The 25,965-nt window shown below is 56.2% G+C and carries 27 protein-coding genes; 8 read left to right on the top strand and 19 right to left on the bottom strand.

The genetic code is table 11. The features are described from left to right. Positions 1–4: 4 nt before the first annotated feature. The 12 genes from C2L65_RS36005 to C2L65_RS36060 form a co-directional block, all read right to left on the bottom strand. On the bottom strand, positions 5–1,399 hold the full coding sequence (locus tag C2L65_RS36005; protein WP_042304800.1) for an MFS transporter: 1,395 nt from the start codon (positions 1,397–1,399) through the stop codon (positions 5–7). 23 nt (positions 1,400–1,422) lie between these two features. Then, complete coding sequence (locus C2L65_RS36010) at positions 1,423–2,526, bottom strand: porin (protein WP_042304801.1); 1,104 nt, start codon at positions 2,524–2,526, stop codon at positions 1,423–1,425. A 155-nt stretch (positions 2,527–2,681) separates the two neighbouring features. Then, the gene (locus C2L65_RS36015; RefSeq protein WP_156132227.1) at positions 2,682–3,659 is read right to left on the bottom strand and encodes a LysR substrate-binding domain-containing protein; all 978 of its coding nucleotides are present in this window, start codon (positions 3,657–3,659) and stop codon (positions 2,682–2,684) included. Between the two features lie 6 nt (positions 3,660–3,665). Then, positions 3,666–5,054, bottom strand: coding sequence for an amidase family protein (locus C2L65_RS36020; protein ID WP_158660423.1), 1,389 nt, complete (start codon positions 5,052–5,054; stop codon positions 3,666–3,668). A gap of 56 nt (positions 5,055–5,110) precedes the next feature. Then, positions 5,111–5,422: a YciI family protein gene (locus C2L65_RS36025; protein ID WP_042304803.1), complete on the bottom strand. Its 312-nt coding sequence runs from the start codon at positions 5,420–5,422 to the stop codon at positions 5,111–5,113. A 4-nt stretch (positions 5,423–5,426) separates the two neighbouring features. After that, the gene (nbaC, locus tag C2L65_RS36030; RefSeq protein WP_042304804.1) at positions 5,427–5,975 is read right to left on the bottom strand and encodes a 3-hydroxyanthranilate 3,4-dioxygenase; all 549 of its coding nucleotides are present in this window, start codon (positions 5,973–5,975) and stop codon (positions 5,427–5,429) included. 34 nt (positions 5,976–6,009) lie between these two features. Continuing rightward, positions 6,010–7,092 carry a maleylacetate reductase gene (locus C2L65_RS36035; protein WP_042304805.1) on the bottom strand — a complete coding sequence of 361 codons (1,083 nt, stop codon included), beginning with the start codon at positions 7,090–7,092 and terminating at the stop codon, positions 6,010–6,012. Further along, on the bottom strand, positions 7,082–7,375 hold the full coding sequence (locus C2L65_RS45820; RefSeq protein ID WP_042304806.1) for a YciI family protein: 294 nt from the start codon (positions 7,373–7,375) through the stop codon (positions 7,082–7,084). The genes C2L65_RS36035 and C2L65_RS45820 overlap by 11 nt, the downstream gene beginning before the upstream one ends. A gap of 134 nt (positions 7,376–7,509) precedes the next feature. Next, positions 7,510–8,321, bottom strand: a protein-coding gene (locus C2L65_RS36045; RefSeq protein ID WP_103254635.1) for an IS5 family transposase whose coding sequence is annotated in 2 segments (ribosomal slippage) — positions 7,510–7,973 and positions 7,973–8,321 — 813 coding nt in all. Because the reading frame shifts where the segments join, the coding sequence is not laid out codon by codon here. 349 nt (positions 8,322–8,670) lie between these two features. Then, positions 8,671–9,702: a carbon-nitrogen hydrolase family protein gene (locus C2L65_RS36050; RefSeq protein WP_042304808.1), complete on the bottom strand. Its 1,032-nt coding sequence runs from the start codon at positions 9,700–9,702 to the stop codon at positions 8,671–8,673. A 35-nt stretch (positions 9,703–9,737) separates the two neighbouring features. Beyond that, a complete protein-coding gene (locus tag C2L65_RS36055; protein ID WP_042304809.1) occupies positions 9,738–11,594 on the bottom strand; it encodes a solute symporter family protein in 1,857 nt (618 codons plus the stop codon). Next, entirely contained in the window at positions 11,584–11,925 is a 342-nt protein-coding gene (locus C2L65_RS36060) for a DUF485 domain-containing protein (RefSeq protein ID WP_042304810.1), read from the bottom strand. The genes C2L65_RS36055 and C2L65_RS36060 overlap by 11 nt, the downstream gene beginning before the upstream one ends. 150 nt (positions 11,926–12,075) lie before the next feature. Here C2L65_RS36060 and C2L65_RS36065 point away from each other — a divergent pair, with 150 nt between their 5' ends. Further along, on the top strand, positions 12,076–12,969 hold the full coding sequence (locus C2L65_RS36065; protein ID WP_052426792.1) for a LysR family transcriptional regulator: 894 nt from the start codon (positions 12,076–12,078) through the stop codon (positions 12,967–12,969). A gap of 124 nt (positions 12,970–13,093) precedes the next feature. On the opposite strand, the gene C2L65_RS36070 is transcribed toward C2L65_RS36065, so the two are convergent. Then, positions 13,094–14,659 carry a methyl-accepting chemotaxis protein gene (locus C2L65_RS36070; protein WP_042304812.1) on the bottom strand — a complete coding sequence of 522 codons (1,566 nt, stop codon included), beginning with the start codon at positions 14,657–14,659 and terminating at the stop codon, positions 13,094–13,096. A 540-nt stretch (positions 14,660–15,199) separates the two neighbouring features. Here C2L65_RS36070 and C2L65_RS36075 point away from each other — a divergent pair. Further along, positions 15,200–15,685 (top strand): MarR family winged helix-turn-helix transcriptional regulator, encoded by a 486-nt coding sequence (locus C2L65_RS36075; protein WP_156132230.1) that lies wholly within the window; start codon positions 15,200–15,202, stop codon positions 15,683–15,685. Positions 15,686–16,128: 443 nt separating this feature from the next. Continuing rightward, complete coding sequence (locus tag C2L65_RS36080; protein ID WP_042304814.1) at positions 16,129–17,316, top strand: lactonase family protein; 1,188 nt, start codon at positions 16,129–16,131, stop codon at positions 17,314–17,316. A 144-nt stretch (positions 17,317–17,460) separates the two neighbouring features. On the opposite strand, the gene C2L65_RS36085 is transcribed toward C2L65_RS36080, so the two are convergent. Beyond that, positions 17,461–18,054 (bottom strand): TetR/AcrR family transcriptional regulator, encoded by a 594-nt coding sequence (locus C2L65_RS36085; RefSeq protein ID WP_042304815.1) that lies wholly within the window; start codon positions 18,052–18,054, stop codon positions 17,461–17,463. 172 nt (positions 18,055–18,226) lie between these two features. Between C2L65_RS36085 and C2L65_RS36090 the strand changes: the two genes are divergently transcribed. The 4 genes from C2L65_RS36090 (at position 18,227) to C2L65_RS36105 (ending at position 21,011) form a co-directional block, all read left to right on the top strand. Then, positions 18,227–18,922, top strand: coding sequence for a glutathione S-transferase family protein (locus C2L65_RS36090; RefSeq protein ID WP_042304816.1), 696 nt, complete (start codon positions 18,227–18,229; stop codon positions 18,920–18,922). 83 nt (positions 18,923–19,005) lie between these two features. After that, complete coding sequence (locus C2L65_RS36095; RefSeq protein WP_042304817.1) at positions 19,006–19,812, top strand: SDR family NAD(P)-dependent oxidoreductase; 807 nt, start codon at positions 19,006–19,008, stop codon at positions 19,810–19,812. Positions 19,813–19,827: 15 nt separating this feature from the next. Next, on the top strand, positions 19,828–20,373 hold the full coding sequence (locus C2L65_RS36100; protein ID WP_042304818.1) for a sigma-70 family RNA polymerase sigma factor: 546 nt from the start codon (positions 19,828–19,830) through the stop codon (positions 20,371–20,373). Next, on the top strand, positions 20,370–21,011 hold the full coding sequence (locus C2L65_RS36105; RefSeq protein ID WP_042304819.1) for a DUF1109 domain-containing protein: 642 nt from the start codon (positions 20,370–20,372) through the stop codon (positions 21,009–21,011). Before C2L65_RS36100 ends, C2L65_RS36105 begins: the two co-directional genes overlap by 4 nt. Positions 21,012–21,112: 101 nt before the next feature. Here C2L65_RS36105 and C2L65_RS36110 read toward each other — a convergent pair whose 3' ends face one another. The 3 genes from C2L65_RS36110 to C2L65_RS36120 all read right to left on the bottom strand — a co-directional run bounded on the left by C2L65_RS36110 (position 21,113) and on the right by C2L65_RS36120 (position 23,155). Then, complete coding sequence (locus C2L65_RS36110) at positions 21,113–21,346, bottom strand: hypothetical protein (protein ID WP_063769775.1); 234 nt, start codon at positions 21,344–21,346, stop codon at positions 21,113–21,115. A gap of 283 nt (positions 21,347–21,629) precedes the next feature. Next, complete coding sequence (locus C2L65_RS36115; RefSeq protein WP_042304820.1) at positions 21,630–22,712, bottom strand: hypothetical protein; 1,083 nt, start codon at positions 22,710–22,712, stop codon at positions 21,630–21,632. 77 nt (positions 22,713–22,789) lie between these two features. After that, a complete protein-coding gene (locus C2L65_RS36120) occupies positions 22,790–23,155 on the bottom strand; it encodes a hypothetical protein (protein WP_042304821.1) in 366 nt (121 codons plus the stop codon). 172 nt (positions 23,156–23,327) lie between these two features. Here C2L65_RS36120 and C2L65_RS36125 point away from each other — a divergent pair, with 172 nt between their 5' ends. Beyond that, entirely contained in the window at positions 23,328–23,900 is a 573-nt protein-coding gene (locus C2L65_RS36125) for an acyloxyacyl hydrolase (protein WP_042304926.1), read from the top strand. A gap of 164 nt (positions 23,901–24,064) precedes the next feature. Here C2L65_RS36125 and C2L65_RS36130 read toward each other — a convergent pair whose 3' ends face one another. Both C2L65_RS36130 and C2L65_RS36135 read right to left on the bottom strand, forming a co-directional pair. Continuing rightward, the gene (locus tag C2L65_RS36130) at positions 24,065–24,529 is read right to left on the bottom strand and encodes a DUF3331 domain-containing protein (protein ID WP_345789593.1); all 465 of its coding nucleotides are present in this window, start codon (positions 24,527–24,529) and stop codon (positions 24,065–24,067) included. A 638-nt stretch (positions 24,530–25,167) separates the two neighbouring features. Then, a complete protein-coding gene (locus C2L65_RS36135; RefSeq protein ID WP_233446729.1) occupies positions 25,168–25,623 on the bottom strand; it encodes a MarR family winged helix-turn-helix transcriptional regulator in 456 nt (151 codons plus the stop codon). Positions 25,624–25,965 lie beyond the last annotated feature (342 nt).

Below are 25,965 nucleotides of genomic sequence, written 5' to 3' on the forward strand. Positions count from 1 at the left end.
CGATCTAGTGAAATTTACTTCCGCTCAACAAGCCTGCCTTGGGCGTGTCATGGTTGTCAGTCTCGAGTGCATCCGCAGATCGCGGCTCGAGCTCTGGACGCATCCTCACCATTGCCAGGCAAGCGATCAGCAGTGGCGCCCCGAGCATCATGCATACCAGCGAGAACGACGCGTGGGATGACACGATCGCACCAATCAGCATTGAGCCCACGATCGAGCCCAGACGGCCGATGGCAAGCGTCCATCCACCGCCCGACGCGCGCAACGAGGTCGGGTAAAACACTCCGGAAATCGTGTTCACGCAAATCAAGGGGCCACCGACTGTAAGACCGCTGAGGAACACAATCCCAGGATACCCAGGCGCACGTTCAAACAGGCCAAGCGCAAAGATCAACAAAATGCCGAGGCCGAATGCTCCTGCGACAATTGTCGCGACGTTGATACGCCTTACCGCCCACGCGAACAACACCGCACCACCGAGCGCGCCGAATTGGAACATCGAAGACAATTGCGACGCCATGACGATCGACAAACCGGTCTGCTTCAAATACGTGGGCAACCAGCTACCAATAAGAAAAAACACCAGAAAACCGCAAAATTCCGTCGCCCAGATCAGCAACGTCCCCAGCCGGAGATGAGTAGAGAAAATACCGCCAGCAAGCGTGTCGGCAGATTCGCTGCGAGGTGAGTCAAGTACAAGCTTATCTGGGTCAATAGCTGGAAAAATCATCCCCATCGTTCGGCGAATCAAATCAGCTGGCTGCTGGCGCACCAGCATATGCCGAGGAGATTCCGGTACACGCGACACGAACAACAGCAGGACTGCAAGGGGCAAGGCGCCACTTAGTACAAGCATGCCCTGCCACGCGACGCTTCTGATCAACAAAGCAGTAGCGAAGCCTGCAGACGCCGCACCAAACAGGAACCCACAAAAAGTGGCGGCAAGCATCGCGGCGCGCTTTTTATCCGAGCAGTATTCGGCAACCAACGCCGACATAACAGGCATCGCCGCACCGACCCCCACACCTGTTATAAAACGACACGCTATTAGCTGAAAGACGTTGCCCGAATGACTTGAAGCAAGACTCGCAAATCCGAACCAGGCGATTGCGAGTGCACCGATCGGCTTGCGCCCATATCGATCTGCGAGTGCACCACCAGCTATAGAGCCGATAAGAATCCCGGCTAACCCGATGCCCACGAGCGGTGCTAACGCGCTGCCGGACAGTGCCCACTGGGAAGAGATTGCAGGCGCCACGAAACCGATGATAGTGGTATCGAAGCCTTCAATCGCGGTGACGAGGAAGCATACGATAAATACCGTCCATTGCCTCGCTCCAAAGCGCTGAGTATTGAACACGTCGTGAATCGTGTGCCCGGTTGTGTCAAGATAATTCATGTCCTTTCCCTCTACGGCGTCTCTTAAAACCGGTGTCGAAGCGCCACACGCACGGCAATCTGCGTTGGCGTGGTCGAGGCAGTCGGTATGTATGTGAGTGCTGCGCGGCTTGCAGCGCCCCCAGCTTTCAGGTAAGCGCCCGACAGGTAGACGTCGGTACGTTTCGAAAACAGATAGTCCGCGTTCAGATCAACGGCTCGATAGTTTGGCTTCGCACCCGTAGCGTCCAATTTTCCGTGCGTATAAACGAACGCAGCTCCCAGTAGTACGTCGGGCCGAACAAACCACCCTACGTTCGCCTCGTAGTTGTCGAACGATACGTCTGCGTTGTTCAACCCATTTGCGAAGCGGGTCGTCGTATACTCGGCACCTACCGTTATCGCGCCAGCCGCGTATAGTCCTCCCGCACCTATCACACGCCAGCTGGATGCCGCCGGCACGTACGCAGAGTAGATCAGATTCTTTGGCGCCGTGCTGTCGAACCCCGCCTGATAGGGATTCTTCATGTAGAGATAAGCGGTTGCCAGATAGAGCGGTCCAACGGTGTAGCTGAGACCGGCTGACGACGTGCTTTGCCGCGACAATGAACCCGGTTGACCACCAAAACTGTACAATCCCCCAAAAGTTACGCCGTACAGTTTCGGGCTCGCGTACTTGATGGAATTGTTGATACGCACACTACCACTCGTGTTGTCGACGTCTCCAGCGTGCGCGAAATAGATGCCCCATTGGAGGCTCGCATCGATCCGGGCAAGCATCTCAACCACTTCATCGTATTGACGTCCCATCGTCACCGTGCCGTATGGCATCGATATGCCAACGTATGCCTGGCGACCAAAAAGCCTGCCGTTGTTTCCAAGGTTGCCGGTCGACGGATCGAATCCGTTTTCCAAAACAAATACAGCCTTGTTGCCACCACCAAGATCTTCCGAGCCACGCAAGCCCCATCGCGACGCCGACGCCACACCGCTTTGCATCTGCCAGACCGAATGTCCATTCTGATTATTTGTATACGTCACCCCTTCGTCGACGATGCCGTATAACGTTACCGCACTCTGTGCAGAGCAAGTCGACCAAGCGGCAGCAACAGCCAAGCCAGCCAGCGCGGTCGGCACATTCTTTTTCATTGCGTTCGTCTCCAGAACCCTGTGTGAGCACCCACCTGTTCGAAGTGTCGTCGTGGGGATGGAGGGACTGTAGATTTCCGCCTGAAGAAAATAAAATGAAATTCATTGCAGCACGCATAACCAGATCGCCAAGTACGTGCGATGAGCGTAAAGCGCTACACCTTTGCCTCCTCCGACAGGATTTCGATCAAGGCATCGCGCAAGCGGTCTACAACCCGGTCGCCACGCGATATCGCGACCAGAGGACCAACGCTCACTGGCAACTCGATGGGCAAAATCTCAAGCTGCCATGAATCGGCTTGCTCGAGCGCGAGCGAACTTGGCATAAGCATCACGAGATCACTCGACTGAACTAACTTCACATTCACAGGTATCGTTAACGATGCGAGCGGTACAGCCTTAAACGCCAGACCGAGCGCCTTTAGCTCCATTTCAAGCTGGATACGCACAATATTGCGCTCAGGTGGAAGTATCCATGGGTAGCCCACCAGATCGGTTATCGACAAGTTTGATTTTGTGAGCACCGGGTGTGCATCACGCACAGCTGCGACTATGCGATCTGGTGCGAGCCCTCTGACCACATGGTGAGACTGCTGATTTGCATATGGATATCGACCAACTACTACGTCAAGCGTACCTGCGTCCAGCTTGGACATCAGATCTTCCATGTTCCCGTCTTCGATTGCCAGTGAAAGACCCGTGGCCATAGCGCGCAATCGAATCAGAGCACGAGAAAACGGAGCCCATTGCGAAATCAGCGAAAATACGCCGACGCGTAGTTGACCTCCTTCGCCCCGCCGGATCGCTGATAGGGCATCGTGCATTCGATCCATATCGGCCAGCACGTTAAGACCGTACCGGATGAGCGCGTCACCCGCGAGGGTTGGTTTGGTACCAAATGGGGTGCGGTCGAACAGGCGCTCACCGACAACATCTTCGACCTCCGCCAGCGCTTTGGAAATAGCGGGCTGCGTGATATTCAGCGCCTGCGCGGCGCGAAGCAGATTGCCCATTTCGGCAATAGCCACCACCACTTGAATATGTCGAATTTTCAGACGCGATCGAAGCGGATTCATTTGTCGTAAGCTTTGTCCACTGAAAACGACAGGATGACAAATTTCACGCTTTGCCACCAGCGATCAAAACCTGTATTCCGCAAGCTCCCTTGCCAACGCGAGAAGGCGAGATTCTTCGCCAGGACGCGCGATCAGCTGCAACGCGACGGGCGGTCCGGAGCATTCGAAAGAAAGACGCCGTGGAATTGTCAGAACGGGGAGCCCTGTCAAAGAAAAGGGGCGTGTAAAGAGGCCTGCCACATCAGCTGCAGCGAGCGTAATGCCATCGAGTTCGAGGTAATGTTGGCCAATCTCGATTCGGTCCACAGGCGCAACCGGGACAACCAACACATCTACTCCGTGTCGTTCGAACTGCGCAAGTACCTTCGATCGGATATCTCGCATTATGCTCAGCGCTGCCTCATACTCACTCGGAGTAATTTTCTCCGCTGCTCGCAACCGCTGCGTAATAGCCGCACTATAACGTTGCGGATGACTGTCAAGTGCTTCACCGTGATTTTTCAATGCTTCAAAGGCGGTGATGATCGATGCCGTCGCGAGACTTAGTTGGATATCCGGTAGCTCCACATCGACTGCGTCCTTCCACGCTGCGCGCACTGCAGCAAAAGCCGACCGTACTCGATCATTGCACAAACGCCTGTACGCTTCAGCCGCAAATCCCAGCTTTGTCGATGCGATCGCCCCAGCTCGCGTCGCGGTAACGTCGAGCGCGAACCAGACGCGCTCGAGAATCGACAGCGACGAGGCGATAATCCCTGCGTGATCCAGACTCTCGGCCAGCGGCAGACAGCCGTCGAGCGGCAACAAGCCATATGTCGGCTTCAGCGAAAATACCCCACAGAATGCCGCCGGCACCCTCACCGATCCGTTTGTGTCCGTGCCGATTGCGAAAGGAACAATCCCAGCCGCGACGGCTGCGGCAGATCCACTGGAAGAACCACCGCTATACGCGGACGAATCCGTCGGATTGATAACCGCGCCGTAGTGAGGATTGTCTCCAAGAAAGCCATACGCGTACTCGTCCATTTGTGCAACGCCTACAAGCACAGCTCCTGCCGCGTCGAGACGTCGGATAAGAGCGGCGTCTTTCAGTGCTGGAAGAGCGTCACTCGAACCGACATCGGGGCCACCGGCGAGCGTCGGCGTACCCGTGATATTGAAGGCACTCTTTGCAACGTATGGAACGCCAGCAAGCGGGAGGAAGGTCTCGTCGCATGAAGTATCCAATTCACCCGCTCGATCAAGCGCCCGTTCAGTGGTTACTCGTGATATACAACGCCACTGGTCGGCGTGCGCCCGAGCAAGCGTCGCTGTAATCTCAGATATGTATCCGCTTTTCGGAATGAACAGTTCATGGGTACTTTGAGGTTCCACTGTTCGCGCATTCATCGAATCTACATGCGCGGCACATGCGGTCAGGCGCTCGATGGCCGCAGCCGATCCGCCTTCCATTGCGATCTGCTGAAGTGCCCGTAAAAGCGTATAAGACGGGCTATTCGTTGTATGCATCATTCGACCGTCTGCGGTGCAAGGTCGGGGCGCCACTGCGCGCGTCGCATGCGAGTGATAGTAACGCTCTCGTATAACCCAGCACAACGGAATGGCTCGTTCGCTGAAAACGCCTCGGCCTGTGCGAGATTTTCGACATTCAGGATCAAGGTGCTCCCAACGCGAGTTTTACCATCTTCCGCAAGCATGGCGCCACCAAGCAGGATCAGCTGCGCGTGCTTTTCGAGATAAGCGAGATGTGCGTCCTTGTGCGCAAGCCGGATGCTTTGAGAGACGCGTGGATCGTCGCGGCAATAAATGATGTAAAGCATAAGTTCATTTCCAGTCGTCACCGGCCCATTGCGGAACCGTAGTTGGATCCGGGAGCACGGTCCCGCACTTCTTGCAGGTCCGCAGATGCTCGTCCGCATTGAACTCCTGCACGTAGCGCTTCAGGTTTGTTTCAATGTCTTCGCACCAGAAATACACACTATGCAGCATATGCCCGCATTTCTCACAAAACCAGGCCATCCCATCCTCCTCGCCTTGCTTTCGAGGCCTCTCAATCACTACGCCAACGCTGCCCGGGGGGCGGCGCGGTGAGTGAAAAATATTCTTCGGAAGATGGAACAACTCTCCTTCGTTGATCCGATGTCGAACGACCTTTCCGTCCTCGAGCGTGTCAAGAAAGATGTGTCCATGCAGCTGATAGAAGATTTCATCCCAAGGGTCGATATGGAAATCGTTCCGGGCGTTCGGACCCTTGATTACCTGGAAAATGAAGTCGCTGTTCTTGAAGACCTCGCGATTGCCGATCGCACCGAGCGAGGTAGGCAAATGCTGTTCAGTCCACGCTTCGAGATTGAAGGCCTCGGGTAATTTCATGTCTGCTTCTCCGGGAAAATGTACAGGACTATGGTTAATGCACCTCGGCGAGTTCGCCACGCCATGCACGCTTCAACACAACTTCCAGTTCGATGGTAGTGATGGGTCGGGGGTTGGGGACCGGAGTATCCAGTGCGAGACTCGCGACTCGAGCGAGTTCTTGCTCTGGTAGCCCAAGAGAGGCAAGCGATACGGGGGCTCCGTGCGTCGTTGCGAATTCCGCGAGAGACTTCGCGAACGGTGCTCCGTCGAACAGCTTGTCTAAACGAGAGAGCGCCAGCGCATAAGGAACGTTAAAGCCGATCAGGTAAGGCAGCATCAACGTATGTGTTGCCGCGTGAGGTAATCCATAAGTGCCACCTAGCACGTGACAGATCCGATGATGCAGCCCCATGCCAACCTGCGATAAGGCCTCCCCGCATAGCCACGCGCCTTGCAGACAGGACGTACCCGCTTGTGCGCTGAACCCCATTTCGGCCCACTCACGTAGCCCGGCAACCATCGACGCAATCCCAGCTTCAGCAAGCGACTGTGTCAGCGGATTTGCCTCCGGCGCGTACAGCGCCTCAATTGCGTGTGCGATAGCGTTGACGCCGCTACACACCGCAACGGATAAGGTCATCGTTCCTGCAAGACATGGTTCGTAGATGACAGCGCGAGGCAGCACCGAGGGCTCACGCATCGTTCGCTTGGAGCCGCCAACCGTCAACCCGTAATTCCACGTGACTTCGGAGCCTGAGAAATTTGTCGGAATCGCGATGACGGGAAGACCTGTACGGTGGCCGACTGCCTTGGCGGTATCAAGTGCGGAACCGCCGCCAAACACGACGAGGGCATCAGCGTCGCATCGAGACGCCGCTTCACAGGCTGCATCTACGCTGTGTTGCGGCACATGCGGAATGATTTCTGCGAATATTCCGCTCCGCCGCGCCGCGATCTCGCTGTCAATCAGAGTGCTAAACTGCTCAGCACGTCTGCTCGAGGCGAGAAGCATGAACCGACGGATGCCGTTGTGCTCGAGCTCGCTGGCAAGCGCAAGACCGTCTCGCCATCCCCAAACTACGCGATGCGCCTTTAGATCGAGGATGAAGGGGTGTGACGCAGCATTAACGCCCATAAGTCCACCCCCACCGCTCGATTGAAACGATTGCAAACAATCCAGCGTTGAAAAATGGCTCGCTGGAAATCCACGCCCTCACTTCAGATTCCGAGTTTGCTTCGAGAATCAGACAGGTTCCGATTGAACACTCATGAGCATCATAAAGCGGGCCGCCGTGCAGCATTTTCACGTCCGCCTCGCGGCGAACGTAGGCTCGATGTGAATCGAGTAGTTTCTCTCGTATCCGGCCAACGCTCGCATGATCAATGCCGCGAAAAACAAAGAATTGCTTGTCCAACATCCCTCTCCATTGCCGATATAGATGCACACGTGTCCATTGCGGTGCACGAGCGTGACCCACGCAGTATCGGGACAACCGGATTCCGCGTCGAATGAAAAAGTAAGCAATGGACTTGCTGTTTTGGTTAAGAGGCGTTAACAGAATGACTTTTTCAGGTGTCGCCAGCATATGATGCAGCAAGCGATTTCGAGGAAAGCCTCGTGGATGAAAGCGAGGCGCTCGAAGCGAATACGCAGTCGGCGAAAGTTGTGAAGCCACGAAATGGTCCGCTCCACGACCCAGCGTGTTTTGCCTAGACCGCTACCATGAGGCTGACCGCGCCGAGCGATTTCGGTTGCAATGCCGGCTGCATGTAGTGAACGCCGATATTTGTCGTGGTCGTAGCCTCTGTCGCCCTGAACGACCCGAGGCTTCGATAGTGGTCTACCACGCTTGCCGCTGATGGGCAGGATAGCCTCGACCAGCGATTGAAGTTGAGTGACGTCATTGCGGTTGGCGCCGGTGAGTATCACCGCGAGCGGGATGCCCTGCGCCTCGGTGATGAGATGGTGCTTTGAACCGGGTCGCGCGCGGTCTGTGGGATTCGGTCCTGTTTTTGACCTGAGCCCACAGCGCGGATTGAAGAGGAATCGACGATGACGCGAGACCAGTCGATTTGGTCGGCTGCGCGCAATCGCACAAGCAGCACCTCGTGCAACTGGTCCCAGACGCCGGCGGCCTGCCAGTCACGCAAACGACGCCAGCAACTCATGCCGCTCCCGCACCCCATCTCGCGAGGCAGTAGGTCCCAACGCAGGCCCGTCTGTAAGACGAAGAGGATGCCCGTGAGCACTGCACGATTGTCGAGTGGCTTGCGCCCCGGATAACGAACTCGCCGTGGCTTCGGAGGGGGCAGCAACGGTTCGATGAGTGCCCAAAGGTCGTCGTCGAGTATCGGCTTGGCCATATCCTTTTCGTCGTCGAAACAATGAAAAGGTTAACAGGATTCATCGAGTGTAAACAGCCCCTTCGCTCATTTTGTTAAAGGTTCTAAGTACGCGCGCCCGGGCTATCACCATGTTCCGGCGATGCCGGGCTGTCCTGCAGCGGGGCGTTACGCGTGACGGGAGAGATTTTGGCTCGGCCGTCCGGCATATCGTCGAGTCAACGAGAAAGTCACCATCTTTGACGAGGCGTCTCCGATGGAGATACGGGACGCTTCAGCACGGGGGCAGTGGCGAAGGACAACGAGCTGCATCGAAAGAGTCCGCAGGCCTCCGACTGAAAGGCGGCACCACGCAGACACCATCCTGGCGCTATCCCTCGACAGGCAACACAGATGCGTCGTCTGTCCGAGCGGTCGGCGCATTTCCCGCGCGCCAGGTCACGGGTTCATGGCGTTCCCGGTTGACTGCCAGCGAGAAAACGTCAAAGCGGTTGTAGTAGCCGACCACGTCGTGGAACTGCTTCGGCTCGACGCAACGGTTCAGATCGAACTGGGCGTATGTGATACCTTCCTCGTCGCTCAGCATGTCTCCGATCTGGCTCCCGGTCGGATCTACGAACATAGTCGCGGCTCTCGGTGACCCATCAAGTACTGCAGCAGCGCACGGATCTCTCGAAACGAGATAGTCTCGCATCTCGGCGTCCATGTAGCCTGCGCAGATGATGCCAAACGCCTTCGCTTCGAACGAATGTGCTCCGGCGCGCAGCCGGTTGGCGGCGACATTGTCAAAGTTGCCGCCCGTTGCTGGGCGGCGCGTCGGCCACAGCGCCGGCCAGCTAGAAATGTGAATCTGTTCGCCCTGAGCAATGAGCGAGTAGCGCGCCAACGGATTCGTGTTCTCGCCGCAGATAAGGCCGCCAATCCGGCCAATACGTGTATCGGCGACCTGCAGCCCTGCTCCGTCACCTGCCGCCCATACCAGCTTCTCATAGAAGGTAGGCACCAGCTTGCGATGATGGTTGACGACGGTGCCTTGATCATTGATCAGAACGTTCGAGTTCCAGAGGCAGCCGACGCTTGCATGGGATCGCTCGCTGAAACCCAGCGAAACGAACACGCCGCAACGCTGCGCCTCTGCAGCGATCTCTTCGAGTTCGGGACCGTCTGCATACAGGCTCTCACCAGCGAACCGCTCGAACAGGTCGTGATTGTCGATGGGAGCCCAGAGCGACGCCCACACCGGGAACGCCGGGATGTATGACTCAGGAAACGCGACTAGCTGCGCCCCGTTTCGACTTGCTTCACGGATAAAGGATATCGCCTTGGCGACAGTCTCGGTCTTGTTGAGAAATACAGGTGCGGCATGAACAGCCGCGACCTTGACTATTGGAAGGTAGGACATGATATATGTGTTCTCGCTCAGGGAGTTGACTGGGATTAGTGGTCGCTTGCCGTTACCGCGCCCAGGCCCGTCTCGCGTCTGACAACGAGCTCAGCCCATCGCGAGCGGGCTGCAGCATCGCGGGTCATCAGCGAGACGAGAATGACAAGCAGGAAACCAACCGGAGTGGAAAGGATGCCCGGGTTGCGCAGTGTGACAAGGGGTTCACGCAGCCCGACGATGCTTGTCGCGTCAGGAGAGATTGCCGTCGCAGTTGCGAGTGCGTGCCCGCGTTGCTCCAGAAGCGCGCTTCGGGAGGCTGCGTCTTTTGCGGCCTCCAATTGCGTTTCTACGCGCTTCGCTGTGGCGAGGGCCTCCTGTCGTACCAACGCCGGGTAGGTCATATTTGGCGACACTAGGACCAGCACGATCGCGGCCACTGTTCCGCCGATAATGCCGACAATCACACCTTGCGTTGTGGTCCGACGCCAGTAAAGCGTCATAACGAGGGCTGGAAGGTTCGCGGACGCGGCAACTGCATAACCCAGCCCTACCAGTTGCGCGACGTTTTGGCCTCGAGCCATGATGCTCACGGCGATCGCGATCGCCCCAACGGCTAAAGTCGCAACCCGCGCGGCGACCACCTGCTGGCGATCCGTTGCTTTTCCGCTCTTCACAGCGCCGACATACACGTCGTGCGCGATTGACGAGGCGGCCGCCAGAGTCAAACCAGCTACGACCGCCACGATGGTCGCGAATGCCACGGCCGCAATAAAGGCAAGCATAAGGTCTCCGCCCGCGCTACCTGGCCCGCCAGTGAGTGCCTGCGCGAGCAATGGAGCCGCCAGGTTGCCACCCTTGTCTGCCAAAGAAATCAGAGGCGCTCCGACGTAATATGCAGCCGCAAAGCCAATCACGACGATGAAAAGGTGGCACGCACCGATACCAAGCATCGCCCACATTACTGAGTGCCGCGCCGCCTTCGCGTCTTTCACAGTGAAGAAGCGCATCAGAATGTGAGGCATGGCCGCTGTTCCGAGGACGAGAGCAAGCCCAAGCGAGAACAGCTCCAAAGGCTTGTTCAGGAACAAACCAGGCTCGAGGAAGCGCCAGCCAAGCTCATCGCCTGTCAGGGCTCGCCCCGCCGCCATCGAACTCACATGCGCCTGGACGAACTGGCTATGAACGACCGCGTCCATGAAAGTGGGAACCTGGAAGCCAAAAGGAAGCCATGCGAGCACGACCAGAACGAAGGAAGCGCCGATCAGCAGCACCGCCTTGATGACCTGAACCCAGGTTGTCGCCTTCATTCCGCCACAGGCAACATAGATAAGCATCAGTGCGCCGACACCGACAACAGATACGTTGTAGTCGATACCTACGAGTGCGCGGACAATGACCGCGCCGCCAACGATCTGCGGGATCATATATGCAAGCGCCACCACGACGCTCGATACCGCTGACACCGCCTTCGTCGCGCGAAAGCTGTTGCGCATCGCCAGTACATCGCCAATTGTGTATCTACCCAGATTCCGGCACGGCTCAGCGATGAAAAGCAGAACGGGAATGAAGGCAGCGAAGAAGCCGACCAGGTAGATCATCCCATCGAAGCCATATAGCGATATCAGACCGGACGCGCCGAGGAACGCAGCGGCCGACAGGTAATCACCGGCGATGGCCAGCCCGTTCTTCGCCGGGCCGATTCCGCCTCCTGCCGTGTAAAAGTCCCCTGCAGTACGATTAGTCCGCGAGGCGAACCACGTGATCAGCAGAGTCGAGGCGATGACAAGGCCAAAGACGGCGAATGTAAGAAAATGATGGGTGACGGCCGTTCGTCCAGCCTCTGCCGCGAAAGCAGAGCTCGCTGGCGCCGAGAGCGTCATGATCAGTATGAGCAGATGCCTAGTACGCATGACGCTGCTCCCCTGCTGCCAGAATCGGAGTCGCTTGCTCCTTGACGTCTGACGACGCCTGGTCAATCTGTGCCGTGCGTCGCAAGAACGCGTAGGCGATCGCACCGCCGAACGGATACTGCGAGACCGCGAAGATAGTTCCGAGATTTATGCCCGGTACCAGACGAATCTTGAAGAACGCGGGCGCCCATGCAATCAGCGCGGGAATCGAAAAATAGTAGATTGCGGCGAGCACGCCCAACCAGACAACAGTGTTTCGCCGCTTCCGGGCGAGACGCCTGAAGCGCTCGCTCGACAGGATCGCATCCCAGTCCACGTCGGTCTCAGCCATGAATTCCTCCAGTACAGGTCGGAGGCCGGGGGCTCCCGGCAACTGGAACCAAGTCTATGAAAGCCAGATTTCCTGACGAACCGGAAAAGAATCTCTGGCCTGTGCAATTTTGCACAGGGAGAATGGATGCCCCGCCAGTGGAGGCTTCCCGTGAATCTCAATCATCTTGACTGGAACGATCTGCGGGTTTTCCTGACGCTCGCGCGAGCCGGCAATCTCTCGAAGGCCGGTCGCTTGCTAGGCATGGACCACGCGACGGTTGGCAGGCGCATTTCTGCGCTTGAGTTTGCGCTCGAGACACCGGTCTTTGAGCGCGACCGGCTTGGTTACCGGCTTAACGCTCAAGGCAGGGAAATGCTGGAGTATGTGGAAGCAGTCGAGGCGAGCATCATGACGCTCGGGGATACGCTCAGCGGTGCCCAGCCAGGCCTCGCTGGGCACGTACGCATCGCTACCATGGAGGGAATTGCGTCTCTCTATCTCAGCGAGCAGTTCGTTGAATTCCGACGTCGTCAGCCTGGCATTACCATTGAACTGGTGACTTCGGCGACCGACGTGCGCATCTCCCATCGTGAGGCCGATCTGTTTCTCGGGTTCTTCGAGCCTCAGGGAACCAATCTGAGAATTGAGAGAATCGGCGAGTTCCGCTTGCATCTCTACGCACAGGCCGACTACCTTGCGGAGCATGGCGTGCCAGCAACGCTCGCTGATTTAAGGGATCATCGATTTGTCGGCTACATCGACGATCTTATTCAGCTAGATGCCGTGCGCTGGCTGGACGACGCGATTGCTGATCCCCCTATCGCTTTCCATTCGACCAGCATGCTTTCCCAGATGTTTTCAGCAGCAGCGGGCGGTGGCATTGTCATGCTGCCGGCGTTCGCGAGGGCCGAGCGCTTTGGTCTCGTCCAGATACTCCCGGACCATATCGACGTGAAGCGTGCCGTCTGGATGAGTTCACATCAATATCTGCAACGCGTTCCGCGAATACGCGCGGTTGCCTCGTTTCTGACAGAGATCATGGCGCGTGACTATCCTGCATGATTCGACCACTAGAGCCGGCAGCCAACGCCTGAGTCGGCGCAGGGAACTCCATCTTTCGAACCATTGCCTGCCAGTTACCACTATCAAACCGATGGAGACGATCGCAGCGATATGGGAGCCGTCTCTAGCGCAACCTGAAGTCCGCAACTTCGTCAGAAAGCGATTCCGCAAGGATCTTTAGGCCATCGGCAGCAGAACTCGATTGCTGCACGAGCAACGCGTTCTCCTGGGTCATGCTGTCGATATGTCCTACGGCAGCGTTCACCTGGGTGATGCCGTCCTTTTGTTCAAGCGCGGCTCGATTAATTTCGCGGATCAGCGCCGACACCGCATCGACCTGCTCTACGATCGACTTCATCGCTTCACCGGCATAGCCGACCAGTTCGGCTCCCGCTTTCGTGGCCTCCGCCGACGACGCCACGAGTACCTTGATCTCTCTCGCGGCCTGCGATGATCGCTGCGCAAGTGCGCGAACCTCTGCGGCGACGACCGCGAATCCCCTGCCGTTCGCTCCGGCTCGGGCGGCCTCAACGGCCGCATTGAGCGCCAGGATGTTTGTCTGTGCCGCGATTCCGTCGATTACACCGATGATCGTCGATATTTGTCGGGAGCTTTCATCGATGTCCTGCATCCGGGTGATAACACTTGTTACGACCTCCGCTCCGTGAATCGCGGACTGCTGTGCCGTTTTGGCAAGCCCTTCTGCTGAGTTTGCTGAGTCGCCAGCCTGTGCAACTGCACTCGTGATCTCTTCCATTGAAGCCGCAGTTTCCTGCAGGCTTGCCGACGCGCGCTCAGTCCGTGCAGAAAGATCGCCGCTGGCCGATGCGATCTCCGTGCTCGCCGACTCAATCGTCCCGATGCTCTCCCGAATGCTTGAAACCGTTGCGCGCAATCCGTCCATCATTGAAGAAAGCTCACCGAGCAGGCTGCCAGCCGGATAGCCTTCGAGCCGCTCCGAAAGATCGCGCTTGGCGATTTTCTGCATCAGTCCGACGGCGACGCGGGGGTCACCGCCTAGCTGGGAGAGCACAGAACGCGACACCAGAGCGCCAAGCAAAATCACGAGAAAAAGCATAGCGACACCGACGGCTGAATTCTCGATGGCCCCGAGCCATACCCGATGATTCACATCATCCATGTAAAGGCCGGAACCGATCATCCAGTTCCAGCCCGGCTCCGTCATGACATACTGCAACTTCTCGACGATTTCGGTTTGTCCTGGCCGCGAAAACGCGGAGTCGATGTATGCCCGGCCATTGGGCGATCGTGCAAGTGCGTCCAGAAGGATTCGGATGACTTGGCGGCCGTTGCCGTCCCGTATCTTGTCCGTCATGTTCTGGCCCACGAATTCGGGATGGAAAGGATGCATGACTCCCATACCTTCCATCGTATAGATGTAGAAATACTCTGTCTTTCCGTCCTTTCCTTCAAAGCGGGAGGCGCGGACCGCGTCAGCTGCAGCGCGCTTCGCGTCCTCCTGGCTCATGACTCCCTTCCCTGCGAGCGCTTCGTAGTTCGCCACGATGTTGTACGCGGTCTCGACAGCAGTTCGAAGTTCGACGCGCTGCGCGTCCAGGATGAGGCTTCGTGTCTGAAAAAAGTTACCGACGCATATGACGACAATGCCCGTTACGGCCACTGCGACGAGAAGAATAATCTTCGACCTGAATGACATTTCGCGAAACATAACTAACCTTATTATTAGCAATTCGGCAAAACCGATGCGCCATTTGTACGACGCCCGTCTCCCCACACTTTGACGCCCCGCCCCCGGAAGCATGATCGGCGCGGGTCAATCTGCTCGCCGCTCATGCGCACGCCACTCTGCATCTATACCGCTCGTAGCAACCTCGAACGGATCGCTACGGCAATAGCCGGAAAACTCAGGATTTTACATATTATCCAGATGACGATATCGGAAGATTCTCGAACAGGTCTCGAAAGACAATTAATTCTTGACACGGGAGCCATCTTCCGACATGAAGCATTGAGCGCCCGCGCATGAGTTAGCGCGCATGATCGTGCTGCGGACGCGACCTGCAAAGCCCCCCCTTCGTCCGCCGACCATGCGCCCGTGATGTCTGAGCAGCGTGTAGTCGAAATCATGGTGGATTTGAGCGCCTCCTTTCGATGTGCCTTATGATTAGAAGACGGGTCTTTCACCCCGAGGTTGGGCGTGGGCGTGGTCCTTTGGACACCTGCAGTCGATAACGTCGAAAGGATCAAAATGCACCAGATTGCCGTCAGAGAAGACCAACTGGCCGACGCCAAAACCCTTGGCCAGACTTATCTGTTGGCTCTACGCGGCATGAGGACGCTGGGAAAGAGACTCGAGGATGTGTTTCGACCGACAGGCCTTTCCGTCCTGCAATTTTGCATCATGACCATGCTTCTCGACGACAGTGCGCCAACGGTGAAAGACATCGCGAACGCGTGCCAGTTAGAGATGTCACGCGTATCGGACCAGGTTGGCTTACTGGCCAGAGGAAGGTTGATCACAACCAGTGCTCCGCCCGAAGATCGCCGGATCCGACGCGTTGCACTAACCGAGATTGGACGAAATTCCGTCTTGCAGGCGCTTATCAGCTGGCAGGCGCTCGATGTCGAGTTGGCGAACATCTTCTCGGATGGCGCCTTCTGTCAACTTGCAACGCTTTCGAGTCCGCCGCCCGTTCGTGGCTATTCAGAAAATCCCGATCGATCTCGCGCCTAGCTGGGCGCAATTCGCTCCCAACGAACCCGATGGCCCCTTCCATACGACCGTGATCTTGCTCACCACGCGATAGATCATCGCATCGTCGCTCTCTTCCGCCGTCAGAAATTGAGATCTGCGGCAACCGGTGGTTGTGCCGCCCCTCTTTCACATCAAATCGCCTGTACACCAGAAAACTCTGCTTCGGCTCGACCATGAGACGTCGGAAGCGTGATTGCCTGTCCGTATCGCACCCGTCGCGCCCGACGGGGCTCTGGGAGTCGTGCACACCGTATCGAACACAAATTTCTTTCCGTGGCGTAACCGGTCGAACTCATCAGACGAATTACCAGTTGTGATCCAACGGCGCCAACGACGCGGTCACGCTCCTATTCATCGCAAAGCTGCCCGCTGTCGCCGCACGGCGAAGCAGGCCAGCTCGCTCAAGACTCCGAGGAAAAGCCATGCTTAAAAGAACGGTGACCGCTGCAGTGATATCGTCAGTCGTACTTGCAGCGTGCGGTGGCTCTGACAACCACAGTACCAGCACGGTCAAACCGCAACTTTTTGCCCAAACCAACGATACGGCAAACGCCGTGCTTCACTTCACGCGAAATCCGGACGGAACATTGAGCGCTGGCTCCGCGATACCGACCGGGGGGAAAGGCACGGGCGGCGTAACGTTCGCGACCGGGGGGACAGTCGGGCCTGATTCCCTGACAAGCGACAACAGCGTAATCATCAGCCCCGACGGGTCGCGCCTTTTCGTGACCAACGCAGGGGACAATACCGTCAGTGTGTTTTCGATCGACAGAAATGGCGGGAATCCGACGTTACTCGCCACGTCATCGACGGGCGGCGCCCTTCCAACTTCGCTCGCATTTGCAAACGGGGTCCTCTATGTCACTCACCAGCAGGGAACGCAGCAGCTGGGCGCCTACCGTGTTGGCTCGGACGGCAAGTTATCCCAGATTGGCCAGTACACCACCGTTCAGCCGAATGTGCTGCCGACACAGGTCGCTGTATCGCCCGACGGCAAGTTTGTCGTCGTGGACGTCCGAAGTCTGGCGGCCGGTGCAACCGCCGCGCCGAACAATACCCTAATCACCTATCCCGTCAACGTTGATGGGACGCTTGGTACCGCAGTCTCATCACCCACGACCGGACAAGGGCCGTTCGCCGCACGTTTCGGCTCCGGCGCGTTGGGCCGGGCGATAATCTCTGCCGAGACCGTAAGCAATAGCGTTGCGTCATATCAGTTGAGTGACACCGGCGCCTTGTCAGTGATCAGCGGCCCGCTTGTTGTACCAGGTAACGGAGCACCGTGCTGGTTGTCGCTCACACCGGACAACAGGTTCGCGTATGTCGGCAACGGCAGTGGGACGATCTCTTCCTATTCGATTGATGCGGCAGGACGCCTCACTCTTCTCAACGGATCTGCGGCAAGCGAGCCGCCCGTAACACCCGGTATCACCAGTCTTGCGGAAGACTCGTGGGTAAGTCCTGACAGCAAGTTCCTCTACGAAGATTTTCCAGGCGACAACAAGGTTGTCGCGTATTCAATTGGCGCCGATGGGGCACTCACAAAAATCGGCGAACAACCCGCCAACACCTTGTCGCGGATTTCATTGCAGGGCCTTGCCGGAATCTGACGTCCATCTGCACATACGGTCATGGGCGCGCGCTGCCGCGCGCCCGCTGAGATTAATCGGGTCGAGGCATCGACCTGCGATTCAACTCCTCCTGTACACAAAGCCGCATGGCAATTACATCGTAAGCGGCAGACATCGTTCGCTCTAGCTGTGCTTCTTGTCTAGCAATGCATAGACGGGGCGCAACAGACCTTCCAATAAGGGACGCTCAGGCCTTGTTCGCGCAAGGACCCGTATGCCCAGAAGCATGCCGAGTAACATGCGCGCGAGGTTCTCTGCCGACTGTTCGGTCGATATCTCGCCCGCCTGCTGACCGGCTGCCACGCAACGCCTGAAAAATGCCTCGACCTGTACAAGCACACCGGCGATAGTTTCCTGAAACTCGGGATCATGAGGTGCAACCTCGAGAGCCGAGTTGACCAGAAGGCACCCTTTGCGCTCCTCGTCGGATACGGACCGTTCAACGATTTCACGAAAAAATGCCTTGATCGCATCCGTGGGTTTCATTTTCCCTTCGAACCGCGAAACACGGTCGCCGAAGCTGTTCGCTACGTAATGCGCAAGTGCCCGTCGGAATAGCGAACGCTTATCGCCGAAGGCGTTATACAGGCTCGCGCCCGTGATGCCCATGCTCTGGGCAAGTTCACGCACTGACGTCGCCTCATACCCATGGACCCAGAAGTGATGCACCGCTGCATCAAGCACCGCATCCTCATCAAACTCGCGAGGTCGGGGCATGTCTTTCCTCCCATTTCAATCTCAAACAACGTGCCGTCGCATTGCACGGTAATTATCGTTCCGCTATTCTAAAGCAATTGTTCTAAAACCAGACACTAGCAATACTTACGAAACAATAACGTGAACAACCATGCGTCACCGGTGGCTCAGTTCCGTAATGGCATAGGACCGTATGATCCACTTTTATTTTCACCCCACACCCAATCCGGCGAAGGTGGCGTTGCTTCTCGAAGAGGCCGCGATATCCTATGAACTGCATCCCGTTGATACCAAGAAGGGGCAGCAGCATCTGTCGTCGTTCAGGCAGGTTAATCCAAATGCCAAGGTACCCGCGATTGTCGACACAGATGGGCCAGGCGGAAAAGAGGCTCGAGTATTCGATTCGAGTGCAATCCTGCTATACCTTGCCGAAAAGGCGGGAATGTTCCTCGGACGGGAGTCCGAACGCGCGGAGATGCTGTCGTGGCTGTTCTTTATCAGCTCGGGCATTGGTCCTTTCTCGGGACAATCGGTCCATTTTCAGCATGCAGCACCCGAAAAGATTCCCTATGCGATCAATCGCTTTCGCAAAGAAGCCGCACGGCATTATCGCGTACTCGACGAACAGCTCGAGGGGCGTCGCTACGTATTGGGCGACGACTACTCAATCGTCGACATGTCAGCCTGGGGCTGGATTGGCCGCGCCAAGTTCGTATTGCCGGGCGACGAGGATCCGCTGGCTCCCTTCCGCAACTTGAAGCGCTGGTTCGCCGAGGTCGATTCACGGCCTGCAGCCGCGCGAGCGCGGGCTGTCGGAACAACTCATCTGTTCAAGCAGGACATGGATGAGGAGGCCCGACGCGCTCTCTTTCCTTCCAACTACGCATAACGGCTTGAACAGAGCACGAAGCCTTCACGACACTGGCGAGAGTGCCTCGCGGCACAATCCGGCTTCATTGGACGACTACGACCATGCGAATTGAAAACAGGCGCGTTGTAATCACGGGTGGTTCGAGTGGCATAGGTCTGGCGCTTGCTAAAGCGCTTGGTGCCGCCGGAGCACGAGTTGCCATCACTGGAAGGCGGGCCGCTTTGCTTGACGACGCCGTAACGGACCTGGCCAAGGATGGTATCGTCGCGCACGCGATTGTGGCCGATGTCTCCACGGAAACCGGTCGCGCAACAACACTAAACGATGCAGTAGCCGCGCTCGGAGGCGTTGACATTCTTGTCAACAACGCTGGGGGCGTGCGGGCCGGCCGGCTCGAGGACACAACAGAAGCTGAAATTCGTGTGACGCTTGATGTTGATCTCCTCGCACCTATCCTGCTAACACAGACTGCGTTGCCATTGTTACGCCAAAGCGGCGAAGCAATGGTAATCAACGTGGCATCCGGTATTGCGCTGATCGGAATGCCGTTCTATGCGACATATGCAGCGGTCAAGGCGGGACTTGCCCGCTTTGGCGAGGCATTGCGCCGCGAACTTCATGACGAAGGCGTGCACGTGATGACTGTTTATCCCGGCGCAACCGACACGCCCATGATGCAGACTTCGAAAGCTGGTCCCGATCTCGGCTTCGTGCGGGAGCCAGCGTCTGCAGTAGCAGATGCCATCGTCGACGGGATCCGTAAAGGTTCGTTCGAAGTCATTCGAGGTGGCGAGGCCCGGGCAAAGATGATTGCCCTCAACCGGGATGATCCAGCCGCACTCGATAGCCGGTTTGGTGGTATCAAGTCGCAGCTCGCAGAAGCTGTCCGCGACCACACCGCGTTGTGACGCTGGAGAACGCTTTTGTATAATGCAGAGGACCGGCTGCGGGCCACCTTCACGTCTGGTCTCAATGGTGACGCGGGCGCTTATCGCGAGTTTCTTGCGGATCTGACACGACTCCTTCGAGGCTACATCCGGAAGCGCATCCCGCAGATGCACGATGACGTCGAAGATATCGTTCAGGAAATACTGCTGGCCGTGCACAACGCGCGTCACACCTATAGGACGGACGAACCACTGACTGCCTGGGTCCATGCGATCGCGCGCTACAAGCTTATGGACTTCTTCCGGGCGCGTGCTCGCAGAGGCTCCCTGACGGAATCGATTGACGATTACATCGACATCTTTGCGGCTCCTGATGACGAGCCCGGGGAGGCACGGCGAGATATCGGGAAACTACTCGACCATCTTCCTGACAAACAAAAACTGTCCATCATGCACGTAAAGCTACATGGCCTGTCTGTAGCAGAGGCCGCGCGACTGACCGGCCTGTCGGAATCTGCTGTCAAAGTCAGCGTCCATCGCGGCTTGAAAGCGCTAGCCGCCAAAGTAAGGGGCATGGCATGAGGACTGAGGAGCTTGTCAATCTACTTTCGACGGGATCGGAACCGGTAGAACGAGGGCAGTCTACGCGCCGGCTTGCCACATCCATGCCTCTCGCGCTGTTCGGTGCATATCTATTGATGCACATCGTGTTCGGGCTCCGACATGACCTATCGAGCGCAATGGCAACGGGGCTCTTCTGGGCAAAGCTGGCTCTTCCCGTTTGCATCGCGCTCGGAGCGCTTCTCGCTACAACCCGCCTCTCACATCCCGGAGCGAACGTCGGCTCCGCGTGGTTGGTCCTGAGCTTACCCGTCACCGGCGTGTGGCTCGCCGGCGCCCTGATTGTCGCGACGGCTCCAGAGCAGGATCGTGTGTCCCTCATCCTGGGGATGTCATGGCGATCCTGCCCATTTAACATTCTGCTGTTGTCGGTGCCTGCGTTTTTCGTGATCTTTATAGCTGTGAAGAGTCTGGCACCGACCCGCCTCAGCCTTGCAGGTGCGTCTGCCGGATTGCTGTCCGGCTCAGTCGCAACTATCGCGTACTGCTTTCATTGTCCGGAGATGAGTCCAGCTTTCTGGGGCATCTGGTACGTGCTCGGGATGAGCCTGGTTGCTGTAGTCGGAGCTATAGCTGGTCCTCGACTGCTCCGTTGGTAGGCTACGAAGTTCGAACTGGAACACCGCGCTTCCATTGTTGACGCGGTGTTGGATGGCTTAGTCGGCCGTCGGATGCAGCCCACCTCTCCTTCGCTCGCAAGTTAGTTATGCTGGGCAAAGACAACCAGCTGCCAGATAATGTCCCCGAGCGATGCGGGATGCTTACCATGCGTTTGTGCAGGAAGTATATGCCCCTCGGCAATCCCGATTTCGTGACTGCACTTCGTGCATCGATAAATGCCGGCATAAGGCGCACTGGTTCCGGGCCTGTGCGTTGCCGTAAATGCCTTATCCTGCACCTGAGTTAGAACACCCATCTCCTGATACAGCGCCATAACTTGACCCTCCGTTGGATTCATGATCACCCGCACCCTCGAACCTTAAATCTTTCTGGCGCGCGGGTATAACCCTAACATTTCGAACCACACATGAACAGGCGGTATCAGATGCTCCGATTCAACCAGATCGACCTCCGACACCGGCCCAGGCGGGACAGTTGATCCCGAGAGAATGCGTTACATGCGTTACATGCGCTACAGCGTAGCTTCCCCCCGTTGCTTCACAAACCATGGACGGCCCCTGTCTGCCTTTGTCATCATCAGGTGCGATCACACACACTCAGAACCCGTAGGGTTGTTCCATCCAACGCTGAAGAACGGCGCTATTCTCTCGCGGTAATTCGATGAGACCGCATCGAACTGCAGCACCAATCAATTGCATCTGTGGTTGCGTGATCAGATCTCCTTGCAATCCGTAGAAATACCAGCTAAATGGCGCACCTATTCGATCGTCAAATTTCTTCAACCGTGCATACAGGTTGCACAGGTCTAACACCGCGTGCCCACCGATTGATGTGATGTTCCGTCTGTGTGTCCATTGAGGAATGAACGATAGCGAGCGTACGTTGCGCGCGTCCAGATGCTCCAGGATATCAAAACACCAGCGTTTCGAAATTCGCTCCCCGGCCTGACCAAGGCTTGAGGTCGTCCAGTCATCGAAAAATCGTTGGCCGTCTCTCATGTATCGATAGCGATCATGGCCGTCGCTATAAGCAGAAATCCGATATGGGTCGCACAGGTCAGTAGCAGGCTGATTTATCAATCTTCTGCCTACAAGGCCTCTCTCATACTCGTACCAGTCGTTGGCAACCGCATTGAACGTCTTCATGTCTATCACATCTCGCAGGCAGTATTTCGACGGCCCGAGCGCTGACTGCGGGAACAGTTTCTGAAAATATCCAACAGGATTGCACCGTTCACCATCTTCAAGGCAGCGCCCCCAGATCTTCCTCTCAAACGGCTCTTCAGCAAGAAACTCCTGCTCCTGCCATATCCGGAACTGCACAAAATCGTCCTGTGCGCCGCCCCAATCATGCGTGAAGTAGTGCAATGAGCGACGTATCTCTGTGAGAACATAACCCGATTGATGGAACGCGTCCCACACCGCCTCGCTATCACCATTTCGTGCCTCCAGTTCATTCGACAACCACTCACGAAAGTCCGATGCGACCTCCCGGTACTCCACGTCAAGGATGCGGCCCGGTCGATGCGAATATTGCACACGGGATGTGACATAGCTAACGCGATTGAACCTTGTTCGCTTTGCGAGCAGTTCGCGTAGTTCTTTATGATGCCGGGACACCATCGCAGAAGCAACAATCGTCTCAAGGACATCGGACCGAAGATCATATTCTTTAAGCATCTTGTGGATACTCCGGACAAGGCGAAACGGGTGCAATCTTCCGAACGGATCGATTCAGCGTCTCGCTTCAGTCTCACTCAGAAAAAAGGTTCGAGCTCTGCGAGACACGCAGCTTGACGCGAAGCGTAGCTCGCGCGCACAACTATCATGCCTTGGCTGATGTGGTTTTGCATCACTCGCTCGTGGAACTCGTAACCGACTGGCCTTCCCGCGCTACCTATCTCTTCGCAAACGTCGTCCCCGCGTGACGCCAGCGAACCCCCATATTGTGCGATGTCGATGCTACCGCTTAGAAGAAATCGAAGCAAAAGTCCCTGCAATTTCGTGCGTGCTTCTCGCTCTTTGAAAAATTTCCATGCAGTTGCGTCAGTCTTCTCTCTCTCCCATAAAAGGGAGAACGATCCATAACCAACTGGCACTTGCGCGCCGATGCCTTCCTTCACCTGCTTTCAGAAAGCCTTCTCGACAAGAAATAGCCCACTCTTATGTGGAATGTGGTGAATTGCGATAAGCTTCAACACCTCATCGCACATCATTGTGCACACTAAAATGTTTTGGCAGAGATGCGGTTTGAACATATTGATGATGACAAGAACAATGACAGCAGAAAAACCGATGCAGTCTCGCGATTCGATTACTTACAAGCTTCGTTGCGCGGGGCTATCGATCTTACTCCCTTTGACCTTGCTGCTATCGTCACCTGTCGCGCTAGCCAATTCGTGGGGCGTCCAGATCGCCGGTGGCGTGGCTGACCATCACGTAAAGAAGGCCGATGTAGGTGTCGTTTGGGATCCAGACTGGACATGGTGGGAAATTAGCGGATGGCATTTCGCCTTTGTCGCTGAAGGCCATATTGCTTACTGGCATTCGAACGAAGGTAACGTTCACGACAACATCTTTGAATTCGGAGCAACACCAGTGATTCGATTCGTGAGGAGCTCCGGCAACGTCCGTCCATTCGTGGAAGCTGGTATTGGCGTGCGTCTCCTTTCACATCCAAGCATTTCAGAGACATACACCTTGTCGAGCGCCTTCCAGTTCGCCGATATGGTCGGCATCGGGGTCCAGTTTGGCTCGAAACAGCAGTTTCAGAGCGGGTTCAGGTTCCAGCATTTGTCCAATGCCAGCATCAAGGAACCGAACCCCGGTATCAACTTCAGCCAGATCTATTTGCAATACAATTTTTGAAATACGCCTTCAACGGCCCCACCATATCAATTCGTCAACAACAGAGCCCGCGCATTGCTGCGCGGGCCCAAGGGTAGCTTCGTTAATCCTCGCGCTATCGACAGACGAAATAGGCCGGGCCTGTAACGCAGCAGTGGGCTAGCTGATGATCGGTGGGCATTTACTTATAAAACCGCACTTCTATATTCTCTCGATTTTCTGACAGAGAAGTATCGTGCATCCAGAAACGAAGCGAGAATCATAGCCGAAGAGTTAAGCGGTATCCGCCCCCCTATAAGACGTGGCCTATAAATGCTGTCCCCCCTGTTGATTGGCTCTCCAGACAGCGCACACACCGCTTTGCGTCGAGCAATTCCAAGTGACCATAGCTGCTCACCATAGTGACCAAACGTTGAATCAGCCCAATCGATAGCAATAGTCGCACGGCTGCGTCTCTCGACGTCAGATATCACTTCAGCACCCCACACGCGTACGGTTACTTCTTGCGCTCCATTACTTCGAGGTCGTCCGCGCTTCGCTCGAACGTACTCCTTCTGATCTAAATTGGAATTCATCTTCGCTTCAGACTCTCGCGAAAAAAAGCCATCCAGGATTTGTTGCCAGACGTCGACTGATCGCTCCTCTCTCATAGGGCCTCTTCGATAACGCGTTTCCGATCCCACGGGATTAAAAAATCGGTCTTCTCAGACCTTCCAGAAATGGCCTTCAGACAACACGAGGCATCGCGAAACCAACTCGCTGGTTTTTGCGACGCGAAGACAGCTGGAATATCCTATTCACACGGGGACGTTCAGACGGTCGTCACCAATTCCGCCGCTATGTCTGTGGCCGGCCGAATAACAGCACCGAACAATTCTCAAGCACTGCCTTTCCAACACTACCAACAACAGCTTCTTATATAGTTGTACTAATTTGCATCAAGACCTATCGTGCAATTTTTCGCCCCATCTCGCAGACATTGCGTACAGGGAGCGGCCGACGAATCACTACTACCCCTCAAATCTAAGCGCTTTTGTGCGGAGGAAGAGCAAGTGTGATCATCCTAGCGCACACACTTTATAGCCGCAAGATGTCAAAACGAAGTATATGCACTGTAAAATTTGATTCTTCGGTTATTGCTTTGCAATTTTTCCTCTAAGCCATTTTTTATTCTTTTTAGCTAGAAGAATCGGAGCTCACCGGAGATGAGGTACACGTGACGAGAAGTGACATTTGAAGACCAACAGTCTGCCAAAGGATGCCGTCAAGCACCGGCATCAAAACCTGTTTAGTCTGTTTCAATCATCTTACGCAACAAAAACACCAACGCCACTCGCTCTGCTGGATTCAACGCGCCGAACGTCTCTTCCGAAATTTTGAAGCCAAACGGAGTAATCTGGTCTACGAGTTCTTCGCCCGCAGCCGTATTGGTCACCACGACTTTTCTGCCGTCCCATGGGTCGGCCGCAACGTCGACCAGCCTTCGCACCTTCAACCGCTCGATAATGCCGCGTATGGTGGCCTGATCGATAGCAGTAAACTTCACTATCTCATTGAGAGAACTCGCCCCCAGATCTCGAAGTGCACAAAGTGTCACAAGTTGAGCGGCGGTAATCTGTGTATCCGGCATTGCTTGCTGGAATATTGCGAGATGCCGTTGATAAGCTCGCCGCAGCAGATGTCCTATCTGCTCCGAAAATTTGTACCCAGCCGGATGGGGTCGCAGTCTACGGTCCACGATTATGCCTAGACGAGGTTTCGATCTGCCTATTATCTCTCAATCGCTAAAGAGACGCCTTGTATTGTGCTGTTGCACACATCTTAGGCTCTACAGCAGGTGAAGATGTGCAGAGAAGCCCGGCCACGCCGAATAGCAATCGCATCACGTGACGCCTTTATTCTGGATTCTCACTATAATCCGGCAATATTTACGTGTTGATCGCTGGTCATAGAATTACAAAGTTAGGACGTCAGTAACATTACAACAGTCCCGGTTGAACCCGTTTGCACACGCCTCTGTTGCACTTCGCAACCATCGCGCCAGGAACCCTCCGCTGCGCACCCTTTTCTCGACTGGTGCCCCTGG

The sequence above is a fragment of the Paraburkholderia terrae genome (assembly GCF_002902925.1).
Taxonomy (GTDB): Bacteria; Pseudomonadota; Gammaproteobacteria; order Burkholderiales; family Burkholderiaceae; genus Paraburkholderia; species Paraburkholderia terrae.